Raw genomic sequence first — 18,113 nt, forward strand, 5'->3', positions numbered from 1 at the left:
AGATAATTTATAATTTTACGAGCTAAGCCTTAGCTTAAATCTTCTCTATTATTCAAAAAACAATATCATGCAACAAGCCAATAACCTTATACATGCTTCATCGCCATACCTTTTACAGCACGCCTATAATCCTGTGGAATGGCATGAGTGGAATGGATCATCGCTACAAAAAGCTAAAGCAGAAAATAAGTTGATTATTGTGAGTGTAGGCTATTCTGCTTGCCATTGGTGCCACGTAATGGAACATGAAAGCTTTGAAAGCCATGAAGTTGCAGAAGTAATGAATAAGCATTTTGTTTGCATCAAAGTAGATAGAGAAGAACGCCCTGATATTGACCAGATTTATATGATGGCGGTTCAATTGATGAATGGGAATGGAGGCTGGCCATTAAACGCAATTTGTTTGCCTGATCAACGTCCGGTTTACGGTGGGACCTATTTTAGAAAAGCCGATTGGATCAATATCCTGCTTAATTTGGCTAATTTATGGGAAAAGGAACCGGAAAAAGCGCTGAGATACGCGGATAGACTCACTGAAGGCTTGCAGCAAGCAGAGCTGATAGAAGTAGCAGATGACGAACTTACCTTTAACCAGCAGCACTTAGAGGAAATAGTGCAGCCTTGGAAACGACAGTTTGATGCCATTGAAGGTGGCTACAATAGGGCACCTAAATTTCCGCTTCCTAATAATTGGACTTTTTTATTGAGATATGGTCATTTAAGCAATGATCAGAGTGTAATGATGCAGGTGATGACCACCTTGGAAGCAATGGCTACTGGTGGTATTTACGATCAAATTGGCGGAGGCTTTGCAAGATATTCGGTGGATAATAGATGGCATGTGCCACATTTTGAGAAGATGCTTTACGATAATGCACAGTTGGTGAGTTTATATGCCGAAGCTTATCAGTGTTTGAAGTTGGAACCGTATGCTGAGGTGGTTAGGGAAACCATTAACTGGATTGATAGGGAAATGACTTCACCAGAGGGGTTGTTTTACGCTGCATTGGATGCCGATAGTGAAGGCGTAGAAGGGAAGTTTTATGTATGGACAGCAGCGGAATTTGATAGTGTAGTTGGCGAACATCACAATTTGCTAAGGGCATATTTTGATGTAACTGAAGAAGGGAATTGGGAAGAAGAGAAGGTAAATGTGCTACGCCGTTTGCATAATGATGAGACTTTAATGGCCGAACATGGTTTAGCTAAAGCCACATTTGACGATATTATTGAAACAGCAAAAAATAAGTTGCTTGCGGCAAGGAGTAAAAGAATTAGACCGGGTTTGGACGACAAGTGCCTGACCGCATGGAATGCTCAAATGATCAAAGGCCTTGCCGATGCTGCACAAGCTTTAGCTGATGAAAACTATTATGAAAAAGCTAAAACAGCAGCAAATTTTATCCTAAATCACTTAATGGATGATGATGGGGGACTGTATCGTAATTACAAAAACGGCAAAGCGAGTATCCACGGATTTTTGGACGACTACGCTTTTATGATTGAAGCTTTGCTAGCACTTTATGAAGTAGATTTTAATGAAGCTTGGCTAAACGAAGCTAAGGAACTTACTGATTACGTATTGGCAAATTTTTCAGATGAGCAAAATAACATGCTATTTTATACTTCTAACAAAGGCGAACACTTGATTGCTCGAAAGCATGAAGTGATGGATAATGTGATTCCTGCATCTAATTCGGTAATGGCACAAAATCTGCATCGCTTAGGTTTATTGTTTGATAATGATAATTACCTTAACACCGCCTTAATGATGTTGAAAGCAGTGCAGCCTAGAATAAAATCTTACGGATCGGCATATTCCAATTGGAGCATACAGTTGCTTAATGAGGTGTATGGCATCAATGAAATTGCCATTACGGGAAATGATTTTAGATTGGTAAAGCGCAATTTCGACGAGCATTACATTCCAAACAAAATTTATTTAGCTGGATTAAAAAGCAGCTTACCCCTGTTGGAGTATAAGCAAAGTGAAGAAACGAAGATTTACGTGTGCAAGAATAAAACCTGTCAGTTGCCGGTTGCAACCATTGACGAAGCATTTACGCACATCTCGTAAATTAAAATTTCCAGCTTAAATAGGTGGCCATATTGTTGGAATTGGTTTTAGGATCGTAAAGGTACCTGAAGCCAATAGCTGGGCCAACTCGTACCAAACCCAGTTGGATATCGCCGAAAAAGGAAGTTCTTATTTCCGAGAAACTTTCTTTTACCTGTGCTAAATCTCTATTAAAATCGATATCGGTAACTACGCCGTTTGCACTAACTGTTCTAAGTTTGTAGCGTAGTTCGGGAATAGTTCTATTGTAAATATCTACGCCTATCAAAGCACCGATTCCCAAACCTACATATTTGTTGAGGTTATAACGCATTTGTGCCGGAACAGCGTTGATAGTTGCCACTTTAATCCTATTGTAGGCCTGTTTATCTAAAATTTGATAAGCGTTGTTGTTAATAACCGTATCCTTTCGTATTCCTGTTTCAAGCGGCATAATAACACTGCTTTCCTTAAAAGAATTAACGTAAAGTTCTACTTGCCAATAATACCTATGAGAAGCATAAGGGGATAAAGTGGCGCCTAAAACAATATTTTTTTGGCTTACATATTCGTTTTTATTGGTTTCAAATGGGAAGCCATAACCTACAACTATACCTGGTGAAAGTCCCATTTTAAATCTTCCTGTGGCGTTATTGGTGTAAATGGGTTCGTTCTTATCAAATACAATTGCCGCACCACTTTTTATGGGTAATTTGGGTGGTTTCTCTTTAAACCTAATTTTATATTCTACAAAACCCTGGGTGGAATCGGCATCATTAATACCTTTTTGCTGGGTGCCAGGTAAATACACATTTGAAAAAACAAAGTGTACACTATCTGCCTTTACGAAAGTTTTTAAACAACTTTGCCCAGTGTAGACCGAGTCGCAGGTAATTACTTCGGGTTTTGTTTTCACCACTTTGATAGTGCTGGCATCAAATACTTCGGCAATGTTCACGCCCACATCTATCTTTTTGGCCGGACCTTTACCAGTGTTTTGGAAGCGCACTTTGTAGCTCATCTCCCTTTTTTTTCCAGTTAACCTGTAATTCATTCTTGTTTTTCGTAACACCATTTTATTTGGGTCATGCGAAGCAACTATTTGCAGTTCAAGCGTAAAAAACTCAGTTTCAACCAATGGATTGTCTGGGATAAAAGCTCCCGAAATTCGAACTACGGCGTTGGTGTCTTTCAACATTTCGGGCGTAGTTTTAAACTGCATAAACACAAAGCGTTCTTCGTTTTGCTGTAAATCGCTAAACTTCCAACTTTGTTGATTTTTAAAAGCTTTGGCTTGATCTTTAAGGAGTACTTTTTCTAATGTAGGATAGGTTTCATGATCTAAAGAGGCGTAATATACCGGGTTTTTGCTTTGGCGATACAATGCACTGCTGAGCAAGGGTTTTAAATCGGCAGTTTTCTCGTTATTGTAGGTTCTGGTAGCAACAAGTTCAAAATTATTTTTGTTAAACTCCACATCGTTGTACATGATAGCAATGGTGCCGTTTAGCTGTTGTTGCCCGTTTTCAGGTTTATTTCTGTACCCAAAAACCAACATCATTTCATCGCCAGGCTTAGGCATGCAATTGGTTTTCATCTCTATATTGCCGCCCATCTTAAACAAGTTATAGTTGGAAGCCAGCATGGGCTTAGTTACAGCGGGTTTTGGTAAAGTTGGTGGTCTAACAATCGGTTTTGGACGGGTTGGTGGGCGTTTACCATCGTCATAATTATTAGTAGCAAAAAGCCTAACCAATATGGAATCTCTACGCGTAGTGTAAATGTGACTTGGGTTTTCTTCGAAGCTGAAATTGCCATCGCCAAATTCCCAGAAGTAGGTATAAAATGGCGCAGGCGCACCGGCAATAGGACGCAATGGCCTTAATTCACTCGTAAATTTAGTTATGCCATTCTCTGTTTTATACTGTATAATAGCAGGTACCGTGTCGCTTGGTATAACCTGTGCAAGCAACGGAATAAACGAGCAAAAGCATAACAGCAAAGTACAATATTTCTTCATGGCTAAATAAATATACTAAGAAACTGTTTAAATTTCAGTTAAACTTTTTTACTTGTCAGTCTGAGCTTGTCGAAGACTACTTGTTAAAGAAGGTTTCGACAAGATCAACATAACACTTGTATGTTAATCAACAAAAATTTAACTAGTTTCTAATAATTAAAGAAATTAAATGGTCCTAAAACTTCGCACTCGTGATGCTGAATTAGCAACACGAGTGAACAAAGCTTTTGTTAAATTGGGATATATTAATAATTATTTAGTGAGGTGATGACTTGCTGTATGCCGGCCTCGCTAGTTTCGCTTAAGGTTAATGTAACTTGTTGGTTGGCAGTAATGGTAGTTTCCAGTTCTGCATAATAATATTTACCATCTTTAATTGAAAATGAAATGTATTTTCCCTGCACACCAACTGGCATCATATTGTCATAGCTTTTCACCGTATTTGGACCATCAGTGTTGTACAATTGTGCTACTACGTTACTGCCTTTTGCACAAAAGAATACAAAAGTTTCGCCAGTAAAGCCCATAAACGTGGCAAAGCTTCCTGGGTTGTTGGCAACGGTTACTTTAGTGGTGGTTTTAGGATTGTTGTAACTGTAAAATACATCGCAGTTGATCCAGCCTAAGTTGCCCATTTCGAAGTTATAAAACCCTGCTACTGGATTGCTTTCGCGTTTGATACCCACACCATTTGCATTTTGAGCAGGTGCTTGCCATGCCATTTGATTGGCATTATCTACCTTTTCTACGCCTTCCCAAATTTGCGTAGCTCTGGTATTATTTGTTGGAAGTGTAATTTGAATATTTACGGCTAGCTGTTTATCCACATTTGTTCCGTTAACAGCGGCATTAAGAAATATAAATCCATCCGATTCCAGTGGTGCACCGCTAATGTGGTTGGTATTTGTGCCACTAAACAAAACCTGACTTCTTTTTAAAAATTCTCCGGCTGTAATTACCACATTTCCTGTTACCACATTTCCGTTCATTTTAAATGCACCTGCAGGAATGGTGATTTTTGTTCCTCCTTTTAACGTAATGTTATTGGAAACGCCGGCATTAATTTCTATTCGCTCTGCTTGTGGACCATAAAGTGCGGCAAATTCTTTTGCGCTATAGGCCAAGTTTCTATTGTTGCTATCTTTTTTGCAGGCCTGTAACAATGCGCTAATAGTTAAAAGAAATGCTAAGCCATAAAGTGCTTTAATAAGTTTGTTGGCAAACGTATTTTTCAAAGTTAAAGTTTTCATAATGTTTTATTTTTTAGTTGAGCTTACTCTTTTTTGGCTTTTCAGCAACCGCCTTGTAATCGCTTTTGTTATATATCAAGGCCAACTAAAAAATGTTACCTCCCTTTTTTTATTTTTTTTAAGGAGATGTTTTTGTTGTTGATTATCAGTTGTTTATTTTTTTTGATTAAGCTGGTTGCTCAGGGTTGATGCCGCTTTACATTCGGCTAAACAAGTTTACAAGGTCCATGTTGTAGGCTGCTTTTGTTTCGGTTAGCTATTTGGATATTTTCCTGTTTCAATTATTAAATCAAAGTTTTTAACTTTCCTTAATTAGTTTTACTTTTAGATAAAGGAAAATGGAATGACCAAGAAAGTGCATGAAGATCAACGTTATGTAGCTGCGCTATTAAATAACGACACGGTTTTGGTTAATGAAATTTATAAGAAATGTGCTGCCAAGATAAAGTCGTTTGTACTGTTTAATAATGGTACAGCTGCTGATGCCGCTGATATTTTTCAGGAAGCCTTGGTAGATATTTACAATCAAGCTAAGTATAAAGATTTACAGCTCACCTGTCCTTTTGAGCCATTTTTATTGTTAGTTTGTAAAAGGAAATGGCTTAACGAACTAAAAAAAAGAGCGGTTAGCCCGGTAACAAATAATACCGATGATTTATTACATATTGGCGAAGATACATTTGCAGCTGCGGAAATGTTGGAGCAACAAAAGGAAAGGGCTGCCTTATTTTTAGCTGCTTTTGAAAAATTAGGGGAACGCTGTAAGGAAATTATTAGATGGAGTTTAAAAGGCGATGCGCAAGAGAAAGTAGCGGAGGCTTTGGGCGTAACTTACGGATATTTGCGGAAAAAGAAATCGGAATGTATGGCGAGCTTGGTTAAATTAATTGATAAGAAAAATGACTGAGGATAAAATTTTATGGACTGCCAGATACGCTGAGGGTGATTTAAGCGAGGAAGAGCGTTTGGAGTATGAAAACCTGTTGAGGTATGATAAAGAGCTGAAAGCCTATTTGCTTGATTACCATGATGCTCATGGCAGCTTAATTATGTTTATGGATTACGATGATGAGCGTAATGCATTGGTGGCAGGTATTCAAAATTTAAACGAAGTGTATTTTGCAGACGATGCCATTGTAGATCAACCGGCACCTGTTGCTCCATCTCAAAAAACGGTGAAATTTAAGCCTTATCTGCGTTGGTTATCTGGCGCTGCGGCAATATTATTGGTAGGTTTGTTGGTTTGGTCGCCTTGGAAAGCTGATTTATACCAACAGTACCAAATTGTACCAAGCATGTCGGTAACTGAACGCGGTGCTGCCCAAAATGAATTAGATCAAGCTGCAAGTTTGTTTAATGCACAAAAATATACTGAAGCAAAGCCTTTATTGGCAAAGCTACATGCTGCCGACAATAAAAATGCGATGATTGCTTTTTATTTTGCCGTTAGCTTATTACAAACTAATGAAACGGCTAAGGGAAGGTTGTTGTTGGAAGATTTATTCAAAGGGCAGTCGGTTTATAAAAATGATGCCGCCTACGCCATGGCAATGAGTTATCTGAAAGAAAATAAAAAAACAGACGCTAAGTTTTGGCTAGAGAAAGTATCGAATGGTGCTGTACAATACGATAAAGCGCAAGAACTGTTAAAAAAATTATAATAAAAAGGGCTGCTTCAAAAGCCATCGCTTTGCTCAAGTGGAGCATTTTTGCTTATTGGGCGGTACGCTTGGTGTCTTGAAAAAAGTTAGTGCTTTTGAAACAAACCCCTTTAACTTATTAATTAATCCTAAATTTATCAGCTACATCCATAGCTGTTTTTTATTTGGAGGCGGCTTTTAAGCTGGCTTCCAGTTCCTGATAAGGCATTTCATATTTTTTTGCTCGGTTAATGGCCAACTGCATCATTTTTTGATAGCCTAAGTTATTGCCAAGTTGTTTGTTTAATGAAGCTGCATTTTTAATGATTTCCATGCTGCTGTTTTCATCCACAATGGCATTGGCCCATTGCAATAGCAGTGTGCCCATAGCACCATTCAACTGTTTCTTCGCTATCATAGTGTTTGCCAATGCCGTAAAATGATATTGATACAATACCGGGTTTTTAATGGCAAAACCAAGGTAAGCGGCAGTGTCCTTTTTCATCTCTAAATAAAACTTGCTGCCTAAAGTTTGCAGGTTAATTTTCCATCTATCGGCAGGGAATTTTCTTTTGTAACTAGATAGGAATGTTTCAAAATCATTGTTGGAACTAGATGAATTGACATTTGCCTGCAACTTTGATAGCAGCGCTTTATCAACCACAGGCTGTAAAACTTCTTCGCCGTATAAGCTAGCGTAAGTATCGTAATCCTTTAAAATTTGTTCTGAAACTTTTTCATTGGTGCTTCTAGCAATTAAAAATGGCAGCAAGCTATTGGTAGCTTTAAAGTCTTTAAGCGCATCGCTGTATTCCTTCAAATTAGCAGCATTAATGCCTTTGCGTGTTTTAGCAAATTCTACATAAAAGGCAGGATAGTTTTTTTCGTTATATGTTGCCGAATAACCTGCATGAATTAACCCTTTATCAGCTTTTGATTTTGCGAAATTTAAGAACGTAATCAAGTCTCCAGGATCTTTAAATCCAGCTACGGATGCCACCAGATTTCCAGCGCCATTTAGCACCAAAAAAGTTGGAAAGCCATTGAGTATGTGCTGCGTTTTAATGGTATCACCCAGCTTTTCGGTAAAAACATTTACCTTCAACATCACGAAGTTTTTCGCTAAAGTTTTACTTACTGCCGTATTCGGAAATACTTCTCTGTCCATTTGTTCGCAGGGAATACAGCCCGTAAAGTAGGTGTCAACAAAAACTAGTTTGTTTTCCTTTTTTGCCTTTATTAGTGCTTTGTCTAATTCGATTTGCGCAAAACAAAGCTGACTTGTGAGCAGTGCAATTAAAATTATGGTTAGCTTTTTCATTTTTTTTGAGTTAATGAGATTTGAGTTTAGGGATAAATGATTTTGAACCACACTTTATCCTTTGGTAGTTTTTTAAACTCTTCAATTTTTTTAGGGTTTTTAAGTAGCTGCTGACTGTCAATGTCATTAATACTGGTTATTCGAGCACCTTTTGGTATAATGCTTTCTGGATTGCCGTGTTAATGATGCTTTGTACTTCCAATTCGCCTTTTAGGTTAAACCCAAGCAAATAATTGTGTAGGGAGAAATGCATTGGATAATTGTACGTGTGGTTGGGTAAAAGATAGATTTCGTTTCTTTTACGGTTGATGGTAAAATTGTAACGAGAAATGATCCCCATGCCAATGGACCCATCAAAGCCAGGGTTCCAACTTTCGTTTTGTCCACCGCCCGCCATTAAGGTAATAGGCATATTTTTGATGGCTGCGGTGTTAGCAAATGAGAAGCTGTTGGCGTTACCATTAAAAGTAGGAGAGGCAATGCCCATGCTCACGGTTGAAGCTTGGTATTCTGATTGAAATCCGCTGATTAACAGTTTGTTTTGGCGTACAAATGGCCTAAAACAAATGAGGTTGTAAGATGCTCCTGTATCGAATACGAAGTTTCCGGCATAGGTTTTACCTGCAACAATTTCTACATTTCCTGGAATGATAAACAAGCCTGCCGGAACAGTAATTGGAACGATGGTACCGCCTTTTTCGTAAGTGTATCCATCAAATTCGTATAGGGAAAGTTGATTGTTGTTGAAGTCAATTTTAGTGACATACCGCTTCGTCATGGTGTTGCCAATAATGCCATCCAAGCCTTTATCCATTTGTGGAAAAATAGCAATGCCTTGATTTTGTAGCGCAAAGCCATTTTCAAAGTGCACCTCGTTACCATCGGAAACGTTGATTTGCATGTGGCCGCCAACTACTGAAGCGTTGTTGCTTCTTGTTACCTTCAGGCCAATTGTATCAGCAAGTTGCTTGCTCAGTGCCATCCCATCAGCTCCGGTATCAAAAAGTAACCTTAAAATTTTGTTACTGTTATTAATTTTAACTTTTAACACAATAGCGCCATGTACCATTTCAAATGGAATGGTTGTTACAGCTTGTTGTGCCTTTGCGTTGGCAAAAAATAAGAGCAAAGCAATGGCTAGGTGCATGTTTTTTAGCACTTTCATTATAAAGATATGTTGTGGGTGAAGGTGTAAGCCTTACGAATTTCGTAAGGCTTTGTAGTTAAAATGTTATTTAGCGGCTTCGGCCAGTAAAAGTTCTTTTAATTTAGGGTTGGATGGACGAGGAGCATCAACATTAACTATTTTGCCGTTTTTATCGAACACTAAAAAGCGAGGAATGGTATTCACTTTATAGTACTTCGAAAATTCGTTGCTTTGACCGGCATAAAGTTGCATGCCTCCCAAACCTTCGTCTTTGATCATTTTTAGCCACTTCTCTTTGTCTTTATCAGCATCTGTAGAAATGCTTACAATTTGAACCGGCTGGCCTTCCATATCTTTTTCCAATTGCTTTAAGTGAGGAAATTCGGCCCTGCAAGGACCACACCATGTAGCCCAAACATCAACCAAAACAACTTTGCCCTTTAAACTAGCAAAAGAAACCTGCTTCCCATCTTTATCAGCATAGGCAAATTGTAAACCATCGGTCCCGGGTTTGTAAGTTAGCAGTGGTGATAGAAGGGAATTTTCTTTTTCCTGTTGAGATTTAGTTACGATATACTTTCCAAACTGATTTGTAATAGCCTTAAAATCATCATAGCTTTTGTAGCGAGCTAGGTTTTCAAGCACCAAATCTCCTTTTAACGTATCGTTAGGAACATAAGATGCAAATAGCGCTAAGCCTTCTGCGGCTGGTTTGTAGGCTTTTTTATCCTGGCGCATATTGATGCTGATTAATGCAGTAAGTGTGCGCAATCCGTAAGGGTAGTTATAAACTTTGTGGGTGGTTTTCGCTATTTCATTTGCTTTAATTGTGCCGTAAAAATCACTATACTCATCTAAACTTGGGTGTGCTGAACGTGGCGTATTGATGAAATTGGTAGCATAGCTGATCAAATCCAACTGCATGATGTCTTTGATCTGTTTGTCAAACTTTGGATTGCCAGTAGCTTTGCCGTTTAAAAACGTTTTTGATTTAGCTACAATGCTTTCCTGTTGCGGGAAATAATCCATAAAAGTGCTTTGTACCTTCATGAAATTAATGGCCTTTTGATAAAGCGGGTTAGTTAAATCTTTCCATTGTTTCAGCACAATATTTTCTTTTGAATTGAGCTTTCCATTTAAGGTATAAGAGGTGTCGCTTAAAGTAATGTCGAGTTGTTCGCCGCCTTTAAAATAAAATAGATGATTGTCATTTGGCGAAAGCTCATTGCCAGTTCCAACTACGTAAATGCCCTCATACTCTGGATAAAACAGAAAACCGAACTTCTTTTTTTGTGGTGATGCATTGGCAATTTCTACTGTTTTGCCTTCTACCACTTTAAAGAGTTTTACCTGCTTTGGATAGCTTGTGTTTAGCGCACCTTTAATTTCTACTGGCGCTTGAGCGTGTAAAGTACCGGCAAAAGCAAAAGCTAATGCGGTGTTTAAAATAAATTTAAAATTCATTTGTGTGGTGTTTATTACCTGCTAGGCATGCTAGCAGGTAAGGTTATTTGATTATCTTTCTCTGTAAGTTAGGCTCTTGATTCGTCCAAAACCTGTGTACGATTTATCTAAAACTAGCTCTCCGTTTAAACTAGGCACGGTGTAAATATTTAGGCTGCCTTCGGTACCATCGCTTTTTGTTGCATCGTAAAAGCCTACCATAAGCTTGTTGCCATCTTTATACTTAGAAGTAGTTTTAAACTCGTAAAAGTTAAGATAAGACACTTTTTTACTGCCAAAATCAACCATTAGTTTAGTGGTTTTATACACCATATCGTACTGGTATAATTTTGATCCTACTACGTAAAAAATGTAACCAAACTCCGGGCTTACGGCATAAAACTCTGCATTGGTAAAATCTGTTGCTGTAATTTCCGCATAATAAGATTGTGCGTTGTTAGCAGGATTAAATCGAGCTAAGTACCTTTTTCCATTAGCTGGGTCTTTTAAAACAGCGAACACTTCGCCACCATTAAAAGAAACCCAACGCATGTAAACCAAATCCATTCCTGTGCTAAAGCTGAATAGTTTCTGCGTGCCTGTAGGGTCAGGTAGGGTAGTGCTGGTAGCCGCAGTTCCGCTGTGCCTAACAAAGCGTCTGTTGGTTTTATCGTAAAATATGGTAACTCCCGTTGATGAGGTATGGTTACCCGCAATAAATGGAGCTACATCAAAGGCTTTTTGCTCTGCGTTGATATAATTGATCGGTGCCGAGTAGTAGATGTTCTGCGTCCTTTCGTAATAATAAGCGTTGTTTTTCCCAATCATGTACGAGGCATTACCACTCCTTTGTTGAATCACATCAGCATAGAAACCCTGCGGCACATCGCCAAACATTTCATAGGTTAGTCCCATGGTTTTAGTCCATTTGAAGCTATTAGGATCAACCTTGGTAGTGCCTTGATCTGTTCCAAAATACAAGCCGTAGCTAATGGCATCGGGTCCTATCAATAAACCAGTACTATAAGTGTAAGTCATTACGGGTTTGCCTTCCAGTTTCAGTGCAGAGCCAGTAGTGGCTAATAAATCAATTACCAAATCGAACCCATTATTAGCATTTAAGGATAGCATATCCACACGAGCTTTACCGTTAGCTTCGTTCATCATGATCCAGCCTTCGTTAATTTCGTTCACTACTTTTAGCGTGAATTTGTTGGAATATTTCACTCCAGTTCCCTTATCCGTAATGGCATAGAACGCCTGATAGGTTCCTGCAACTACTTGCATCACCAAGTCGAGGTTTTTTGTTTTGGCCAAAGTAAATAGCTTTTGGCCACCTAAGCCATTTGGTCCAATATAGGTCCATTCGAAAGTGTATTTGCTTTCATCGAAATTTGGGTCCAGCGTAAACTTAACCTCAGGTACAACTTTTATGGCTTTGCCGTAAACCGCTGCTACTTCGGCGGGTAAGCCATTAATTTCTTGAAGTTCGTTTATTGCCACATAATCGTAGTTACCGATGTCTTTCTTGCAGGATATTACTGTAAAAACACAAAGCATCAATAAAAACAAATGATATATTTTCAGTTTCATAACTTTAATTGTAAGGTTTAACTTATTGTACTGATACGCCCATCATCATTTCTGAGCCATCATCTTCATACACCGTTTTCCCTGCCGCTTTTTGTTCATTAAGGTAACGCTGCATGAATTTGCCGTAAGCTGTACTTTCAGCTATCGATACGGATGCGTCCAGATAAGCGGGTTCAATCCCCAATACCTCGGCCATTAACAGCAACTTTTTACGCGTGAAAGTTCCAAAATAGCCATCCAACCATCTACCTGGTTTTTTAATGATATCGTTTACAAACCAACGATAACTAACTAAGGATACCTGTCGGTTGCTTATTGTACGATACTTCATTTCTGGTGAAAAATTTTCATTTTCTTCCAAGTCGAAGTTTAAGAGATAGGTTTTGGTTTGCATTTCGGTACGCCTAAAAAACTTGATTTTCACGGTATCAGCCAATCGATTTTTTTTGATGACGAAATTGGAGTTGAGTATTTCGTAGTGGCTACCTGCAACTACATCAGATTTAGGATTGATAACTAATTTATAGGGCCTATCAACATCCGATTTGGCACCAGTAACACTAATTACCATGTTTACGATAGAGTCTTGCGCTTTGGCCAAACTGAAAGACATGATGGTAGAATCTTTGGGATTATCGCCATTGAAAGCAGGAGTTTTCCCAGCATCGTAAAAATATACGGTTGGTTTGCCTTCGTATTTGTTGAGTTCTTTTTCGCAGCCGAACAAAATGCCCAATGCTACCAATCCCAAAATATTTAAAATTAATTTGTTCATTATTTTAAGGTTTTGGTTAACGATAAAGTGATTCTGAAAGCGGCATTGGCACCGCAAAGTTGATGGTGATGTTGCCACTTGCAGCTGATCCGTTTGGTACAGACGTGATATTTCTACGTTTGTAGTAGTAGAAAAGCTGTCCTTCTCCAAAAAATTCCTTCTGATACTCTTTTTGAAGTTCTGTATTCACGTTTACAGTAGTGGCTAAAGCGGTTAATCCTCTGTTAGCTCTTACCGTATTGAGATACGCAATACCATCAGCGGCTACGGGTTCGCTTTCAGCGGCTATAAAATAAACTTCACTAATTTTTACCAGAGGAATTGTAAACCTGAACGTCTTGGTTTTATCAATGATATCAGCATACTTATAAAATGTTTTGTACGCCTTAACACCCGTAGTTGGAATTTGCCAATTCAAATTAAAACGATAATCGTTCTCGTTACTTTCGTAAACTGTATTTAACCTGGCGGTAATTGGCGCTAAAATGTTCGCATCAGAAACTCCCGGATCAAAAAGTGCCAAATAACGGGCATACAATTGCGTATTGGTAATACCAAACATCATTTCTGTGGTAAATACACGGTCTGGATTTTGCTTTTCGCTCAAAGCATTAGCCGTAGTGGTCCATGGGAAAACGTTGCTAACGGCAATTACTTCCTTTGCAAATTTTAAGGCGTTCACTTTATCGCCACGATATAAAAATACCCTTGCTTTAAGTGCCTTAACGGCGTAATAATTTAGCCTGTAGTTCCTGTTGTTTTTCAAAAAATCAACCGAAGCATTTGCTGCCGCAATATTTACTCCAGTAGTAACAATTTCATCTTCAGTTAAAAGGCTTTCTGCAGCATTCAGGTCATCAATTACTTTTTGAATAAAACCGTTGGCCGGTAGTAATGGGTTAATACTCGACTGTGGAGTCTCGTAATATGGCAAACTCATTTTGGTAGAGTCAGCGGTGCTGTACCTGGGGCCATATAAACGCAACAAATCAAAATGTAAAAAAGCCCTCATTGCCGTAGCTTCGCCTCGGTAAATTTTTTCGGTTTTAGCATCCAGTACACCTGGATACCTATTCAAGTTTTCCAAAAAAGTATTTACGTTAAGGATGGTTGAATAGGCGCCGGTCCAAATATTTTCTAACCTTGATTGGGTTGGATTATCGGTGTACGCATAGCTGCCTATTTTAGTTAAGCTATGTGTTGATGGCACATTGTAGCGCTGTGCTAAAATCTCAATGGTAGATAGTGTTAAATTATCGCCATAAAGTTGGTTGCCCGCCAAGTTAATGTACAGCCCGTTGAGTACTGTTTTAATTCCTTGTTTGGTGGAAAAAAGCTGCGTTTCCAATACCTTATCTTCAGGTTGAACATCTAAAAACTTTTTACAAGAAGACAAGATGCCAATGGTAGCGATAAGTAGCGCCATTATTTTGATATAATTTCTTTTCATGTTTGTAATGGTTTAAAATGATGCTCGCAATGAAAAAGATACTGTTCGTGCAAATGGATAGTCAATACCTCTTTCTCTCCTAATGGTTGATAAGTAAAGGAAATCATTAGCCAAGGCGTTAATTATCAACGATTGCATGCCCAGCTTTTTCACCCAAGGTTGCTTATCGAAAGTGTAACCAATGTTTAATGTTTCGCTGCTTAAGGTGTTTTCTTTCTGCACAAAACGCGATGAAATTTGTGTAGCAGTAGTTTGAGAAATGCCTTTGAACTGCACCACATCACCAGGGTTTTTCCATCTATCATATAAAGCACGTTTATCCTGATTGTTGGCAATATTGGTGAAAGTGATGTTTTCCACTTTGTTAAATAAGGCAGTATTGAATACATCGCCACCTAAACGATAGCGGAAACCAACAGCAAAGCTGAAACCTTTATAACGCAGCCCGGTAGAAATTACGCCTTCAGCAAATGGAACTGTGTTGCCCACGTTGGTAATATTTGCTGTAGCATAATCAAAAGTGTATTGGCCGTCACTAGTTAAGAATACTTCGCGTCCGGTAGCTGGGTCAATACCTAATGATTTGATGGCCCAAATTGCTTCTGCACTATTTCCATCGATATAGCGAATTAAATTTTTGCTATTTTCTTGCTGTTTGTTTAGCGTGTTAAGGATGTTGCCAAAACCGTCGTATCTGCTTTTGTAGCTTGATGCTGTTAAACCAATATTCCACGTAAAGCCTTGTGCTAAATTATAAACCGGGAAAAAAGTTAACTTGGTTTCTAAACCTTGATAAGTTAAACTGCCCACGTTATACGGATAGCTGAATACACCAGTAGACGAAGGAAGATCAACAGGTACAATTAGCGGGTTTGTTTTTTTGTTGTACGCGTTGATATATCCTACAAATCTGCCTTTGAATAAATTGAAATCTAATGATGTACTGATTTGTCTTGTTTTTTGAGGAGCCAAATCGGGGTTTCCCAACAAATCTAAACTCACACCTTGTCCAAACTGATTGAAATTGGTGTTGCTGTTGTAGCTGTAAATAGAAATTGAACTGATATTGGCAAAGTTTTGATTACCTGTTATACCAATGTTTCCGGTAAGCCTAAGCGAGTTGATCCAGCTTTTGTTTTTGATGAAGTTTTCGTTGTGCAAGTTCCATCCTAAACCGAAGGAATAGTAAGGCGAAAACTGCTTGTTGCGCCCGTATGCAGTTGAGCCATCAATACGATAAACAAAATCGAACAAGTACTTATTGTCGAATGAGTAGTTGGCTGATATGGCAGAGTTTAGCGTTCTAAAAACACCGCTTGATGCAGTAGGAGCTCCATTTAAAAGGTACGAGTAAGCAAACCTCGGATTTCCTAAACTTCCCTCTGGGAAACCCTCAGCAACTGTAGCATAAGCACTATTTCTATTTTCGGCAATGGTGTTGCGCCAGTTAGCTGTAATGTTGTGCTTTTTGATGGTTTTATAATAGGTAAGCATCAAGTTGCCCTGGTAAGAGAAATTGTCAACTCGGTTATCCGTATATTTTCCCTTTCTTAATAGCGGCACATCTAAAAAGTCGCTCATATCCGGCGATTTGTAGGTTTTACTACTCGTATTGCCTTTGGTAATTTGTAGTGCACTGGTTAATCTAAATGCTTTACTGATGTCGTAATTCACATTTAAATTGTTTTGTACCTCGGTATTTTTAGAATTGTTGTACTGAGGTTGCGTGGCATCAAAAAGCGGGTTTGTTACATAATTTGTAGCTCCATTGCTTAACGAGCTTACCTCTAAGTACCTGTTCTCGGTAGTTTTTTCAAAATACGGATTTGCATTAACGAAATTAGCGAACGAACCATAGTTTGACTCTGAAGTTTTGTTGCCTCGGATATAGGTAATATTGTTAATGTTGATTGCATTTTTCCGGTAAGTAAGGTTAATGCTGCCACTGTAGCTGTCCCTTCCTGATCCAATCATGGCACCGCGACCAGTCCTGTAATTCATCCCTACGTTGTAAGTGAAAGAATTGTCGCCGCCTGATGCGTTGATAGAAGAGTTGGTGGAATAACCATTTTGCAAAGGTTCGCTAAGCCAATAGCTATCTACACCTTTTTGTACCGCGGCTAAGTGCTTTGCATATAAGTTACCTAAATCAACTACCAAACCCGGACTAGCTTCCGAAGCATTATATCTTCCAGATAAACGTTCAAACTCAAGCTTTTCAGCAGCATTCATCATGTTGTAAGCCGTTAAATCTGGCATTTCTAATCTGAAATCCTGAGTGTAAGTAAATCTTAACTCGCCCGGTTTCGGTTTTACCGTTTCAATTACAATTACACCGTTCGATGCTTGCGAGCCATACAAGGCTGTGGATGCGGCATCTTTTAATATGGTAACTGATGCTACGCGGTTCATGTCCAAATCTACGATGGTTTGTAAGGACGTAGGGAAACCGTCTAATACGAATAGCGGTTGGTTTGGGTCGTTACCAAACTGATCTCGCAACGTCGCACTTGGGATGCTACTCTTTCCTCGCACCTCAATTACTGGCATTACGTTAGGGTTGGAGCCAGCAAAGTTATTTTCTATTACTAAGAACGACGGGTCGGCAGTTCTTAAAGCCTGAATGACGTTGTTATTGCTAATTGCTTTTAAGTCATCGCCGCTAAAAGTTGCCGTTGTACCTGTAAAGCTATCTTTATTTCTATTGATGCCCGTACCGGTAATTACCACATCTTTCATGGTGGTTTCCTTTTCTTTTAGTTTGATAAGCAAGGGTGTTTTTTTGTCTTTCAGTAGTATTTCCTGCGTTTCGTAGCCAATAAAGCTTACAATCAATGTTTGCTCTTCGGTGGCAGAAATCATGAAATTACCATTGCCGTCGCTGATGGCAATTGGTGCCGTTGGCAAGCCTTTTACCCTAATGGATGCCCCAGGGATTGGCCCACCTCGTTCATCGGTTATTTTTCCAGTAATGGTCTTTTGAAATGCAATTTCATAAACCAATGATTGTTCCTTGGCGTAGCGTAAAATAATTGCTTTTTGATCAATAGTGTAGGCCAAAGGCTGATCTTTAAAGGCAATTTTTAGCACTTCTTCTACAGGAGCATTTTTAACATTGATAGATACTGGTTTGGTATTCTTCAACATACTTGTGCTGTAAAAAAAGTCGTAGCCGCTTTGTTTCCGGATTTTTTGTAAGATACTCTCCAGCGAAACAGATTTTTCATTAACGGTAATTTGCGCAAAACCAGCCGCACTGCTTTGTAGAATTACCGTGGTTAAGATGATTAAGGTCAGTTTCAATTTTAACAGAATTCTGGCATGTAAATGGCCATCACGACCATTTTTAAATGTCATGTGAAAATTCATACATTTGTTTGTGTTTAGGTGTTGTTAGTTAGTTAAGTCAAAATTTCAA

12 protein-coding genes are annotated in these 18,113 nt (G+C 38.7%); 3 read left to right on the forward strand and 9 right to left on the reverse strand.

From position 1 onward, the window contains the following. Window positions 1–67: 67 nt before the first annotated feature. Window positions 68–2,077 (forward strand): thioredoxin domain-containing protein, encoded by a 2,010-nt coding sequence (locus DUT68_RS15770; RefSeq protein ID WP_113639182.1) that lies wholly within the window; start codon window positions 68–70, stop codon window positions 2,075–2,077. Window position 2,078: 1 nt separating this feature from the next. On the opposite strand, the gene DUT68_RS15775 is transcribed toward DUT68_RS15770, so the two are convergent. Both DUT68_RS15775 and DUT68_RS15780 read right to left on the reverse strand, forming a co-directional pair. Beyond that, window positions 2,079–4,076, reverse strand: a complete 1,998-nt coding sequence (locus DUT68_RS15775) for a DUF7849 domain-containing protein (RefSeq protein WP_113639183.1) — start codon at window positions 4,074–4,076, stop codon at window positions 2,079–2,081. A gap of 245 nt (window positions 4,077–4,321) precedes the next feature. Next, window positions 4,322–5,326, reverse strand: a complete 1,005-nt coding sequence (locus tag DUT68_RS15780) for a hypothetical protein (RefSeq protein WP_237088357.1) — start codon at window positions 5,324–5,326, stop codon at window positions 4,322–4,324. A gap of 343 nt (window positions 5,327–5,669) precedes the next feature. Here DUT68_RS15780 and DUT68_RS15785 point away from each other — a divergent pair, with 343 nt between their 5' ends. Together DUT68_RS15785 and DUT68_RS15790 are read left to right on the forward strand one after the other, a co-directional pair. After that, the gene (locus DUT68_RS15785; RefSeq protein WP_113639184.1) at window positions 5,670–6,233 is read left to right on the forward strand and encodes an RNA polymerase sigma factor; all 564 of its coding nucleotides are present in this window, start codon (window positions 5,670–5,672) and stop codon (window positions 6,231–6,233) included. Next, window positions 6,226–6,987 carry a hypothetical protein gene (locus DUT68_RS15790; protein ID WP_113639185.1) on the forward strand — a complete coding sequence of 254 codons (762 nt, stop codon included), beginning with the start codon at window positions 6,226–6,228 and terminating at the stop codon, window positions 6,985–6,987. Before DUT68_RS15785 ends, DUT68_RS15790 begins: the two co-directional genes overlap by 8 nt. A 160-nt stretch (window positions 6,988–7,147) precedes the next feature. On the opposite strand, the gene DUT68_RS15795 is transcribed toward DUT68_RS15790, so the two are convergent. The 7 genes from DUT68_RS15795 to DUT68_RS15825 all read right to left on the reverse strand — a co-directional run bounded on the left by DUT68_RS15795 (window position 7,148) and on the right by DUT68_RS15825 (window position 18,064). Then, the gene (locus DUT68_RS15795; protein WP_113639186.1) at window positions 7,148–8,287 is read right to left on the reverse strand and encodes a thioredoxin family protein; all 1,140 of its coding nucleotides are present in this window, start codon (window positions 8,285–8,287) and stop codon (window positions 7,148–7,150) included. A gap of 136 nt (window positions 8,288–8,423) precedes the next feature. Further along, window positions 8,424–9,452, reverse strand: a complete 1,029-nt coding sequence (locus DUT68_RS15800) for a retropepsin-like aspartic protease (protein ID WP_113639187.1) — start codon at window positions 9,450–9,452, stop codon at window positions 8,424–8,426. Between the two features lie 66 nt (window positions 9,453–9,518). Next, window positions 9,519–10,898 (reverse strand): TlpA family protein disulfide reductase, encoded by a 1,380-nt coding sequence (locus DUT68_RS15805; RefSeq protein WP_113639188.1) that lies wholly within the window; start codon window positions 10,896–10,898, stop codon window positions 9,519–9,521. A gap of 51 nt (window positions 10,899–10,949) precedes the next feature. Beyond that, complete coding sequence (locus tag DUT68_RS15810; RefSeq protein ID WP_113639189.1) at window positions 10,950–12,470, reverse strand: PKD-like family lipoprotein; 1,521 nt, start codon at window positions 12,468–12,470, stop codon at window positions 10,950–10,952. Window positions 12,471–12,492: 22 nt separating this feature from the next. Then, window positions 12,493–13,245 (reverse strand): DUF4843 domain-containing protein, encoded by a 753-nt coding sequence (locus DUT68_RS15815; protein WP_113639190.1) that lies wholly within the window; start codon window positions 13,243–13,245, stop codon window positions 12,493–12,495. A gap of 16 nt (window positions 13,246–13,261) precedes the next feature. After that, on the reverse strand, window positions 13,262–14,695 hold the full coding sequence (locus tag DUT68_RS15820) for a RagB/SusD family nutrient uptake outer membrane protein (RefSeq protein ID WP_113639191.1): 1,434 nt from the start codon (window positions 14,693–14,695) through the stop codon (window positions 13,262–13,264). A 12-nt stretch (window positions 14,696–14,707) separates the two neighbouring features. Continuing rightward, window positions 14,708–18,064, reverse strand: a complete 3,357-nt coding sequence (locus DUT68_RS15825; RefSeq protein ID WP_113639192.1) for a SusC/RagA family TonB-linked outer membrane protein — start codon at window positions 18,062–18,064, stop codon at window positions 14,708–14,710. Window positions 18,065–18,113: the final 49 nt, after the last annotated feature.

It is taken from the genome of Pedobacter zeaxanthinifaciens (assembly GCF_003313335.1).
Taxonomy (GTDB): Bacteria; Bacteroidota; Bacteroidia; order Sphingobacteriales; family Sphingobacteriaceae; genus Pedobacter; species Pedobacter zeaxanthinifaciens.

What these genes read in the sequence shown, in the direction of transcription:
- DUT68_RS15770 (WP_113639182.1), top strand. Translation starts at nt 68, where the DNA reads ATGCAACAAGCCAATAACCTTATACATGCTTCATCGCCATACCTTTTA.
- DUT68_RS15775 (WP_113639183.1), bottom strand. Translation starts at nt 4,076, where the DNA reads ATGAAGAAATATTGTACTTTGCTGTTATGCTTTTGCTCGTTTATTCCG.
- DUT68_RS15780 (WP_237088357.1), bottom strand. Translation starts at nt 5,326, where the DNA reads ATGAAAACTTTAACTTTGAAAAATACGTTTGCCAACAAACTTATTAAA.
- DUT68_RS15785 (WP_113639184.1), top strand. Translation starts at nt 5,670, where the DNA reads ATGACCAAGAAAGTGCATGAAGATCAACGTTATGTAGCTGCGCTATTA.
- DUT68_RS15790 (WP_113639185.1), top strand. Translation starts at nt 6,226, where the DNA reads ATGACTGAGGATAAAATTTTATGGACTGCCAGATACGCTGAGGGTGAT.
- DUT68_RS15795 (WP_113639186.1), bottom strand. Translation starts at nt 8,287, where the DNA reads ATGAAAAAGCTAACCATAATTTTAATTGCACTGCTCACAAGTCAGCTT.
- DUT68_RS15800 (WP_113639187.1), bottom strand. Translation starts at nt 9,452, where the DNA reads ATGAAAGTGCTAAAAAACATGCACCTAGCCATTGCTTTGCTCTTATTT.
- DUT68_RS15805 (WP_113639188.1), bottom strand. Translation starts at nt 10,898, where the DNA reads ATGAATTTTAAATTTATTTTAAACACCGCATTAGCTTTTGCTTTTGCC.
- DUT68_RS15810 (WP_113639189.1), bottom strand. Translation starts at nt 12,470, where the DNA reads ATGAAACTGAAAATATATCATTTGTTTTTATTGATGCTTTGTGTTTTT.
- DUT68_RS15815 (WP_113639190.1), bottom strand. Translation starts at nt 13,245, where the DNA reads ATGAACAAATTAATTTTAAATATTTTGGGATTGGTAGCATTGGGCATT.
- DUT68_RS15820 (WP_113639191.1), bottom strand. Translation starts at nt 14,695, where the DNA reads ATGAAAAGAAATTATATCAAAATAATGGCGCTACTTATCGCTACCATT.
- DUT68_RS15825 (WP_113639192.1), bottom strand. Translation starts at nt 18,064, where the DNA reads ATGAATTTTCACATGACATTTAAAAATGGTCGTGATGGCCATTTACAT.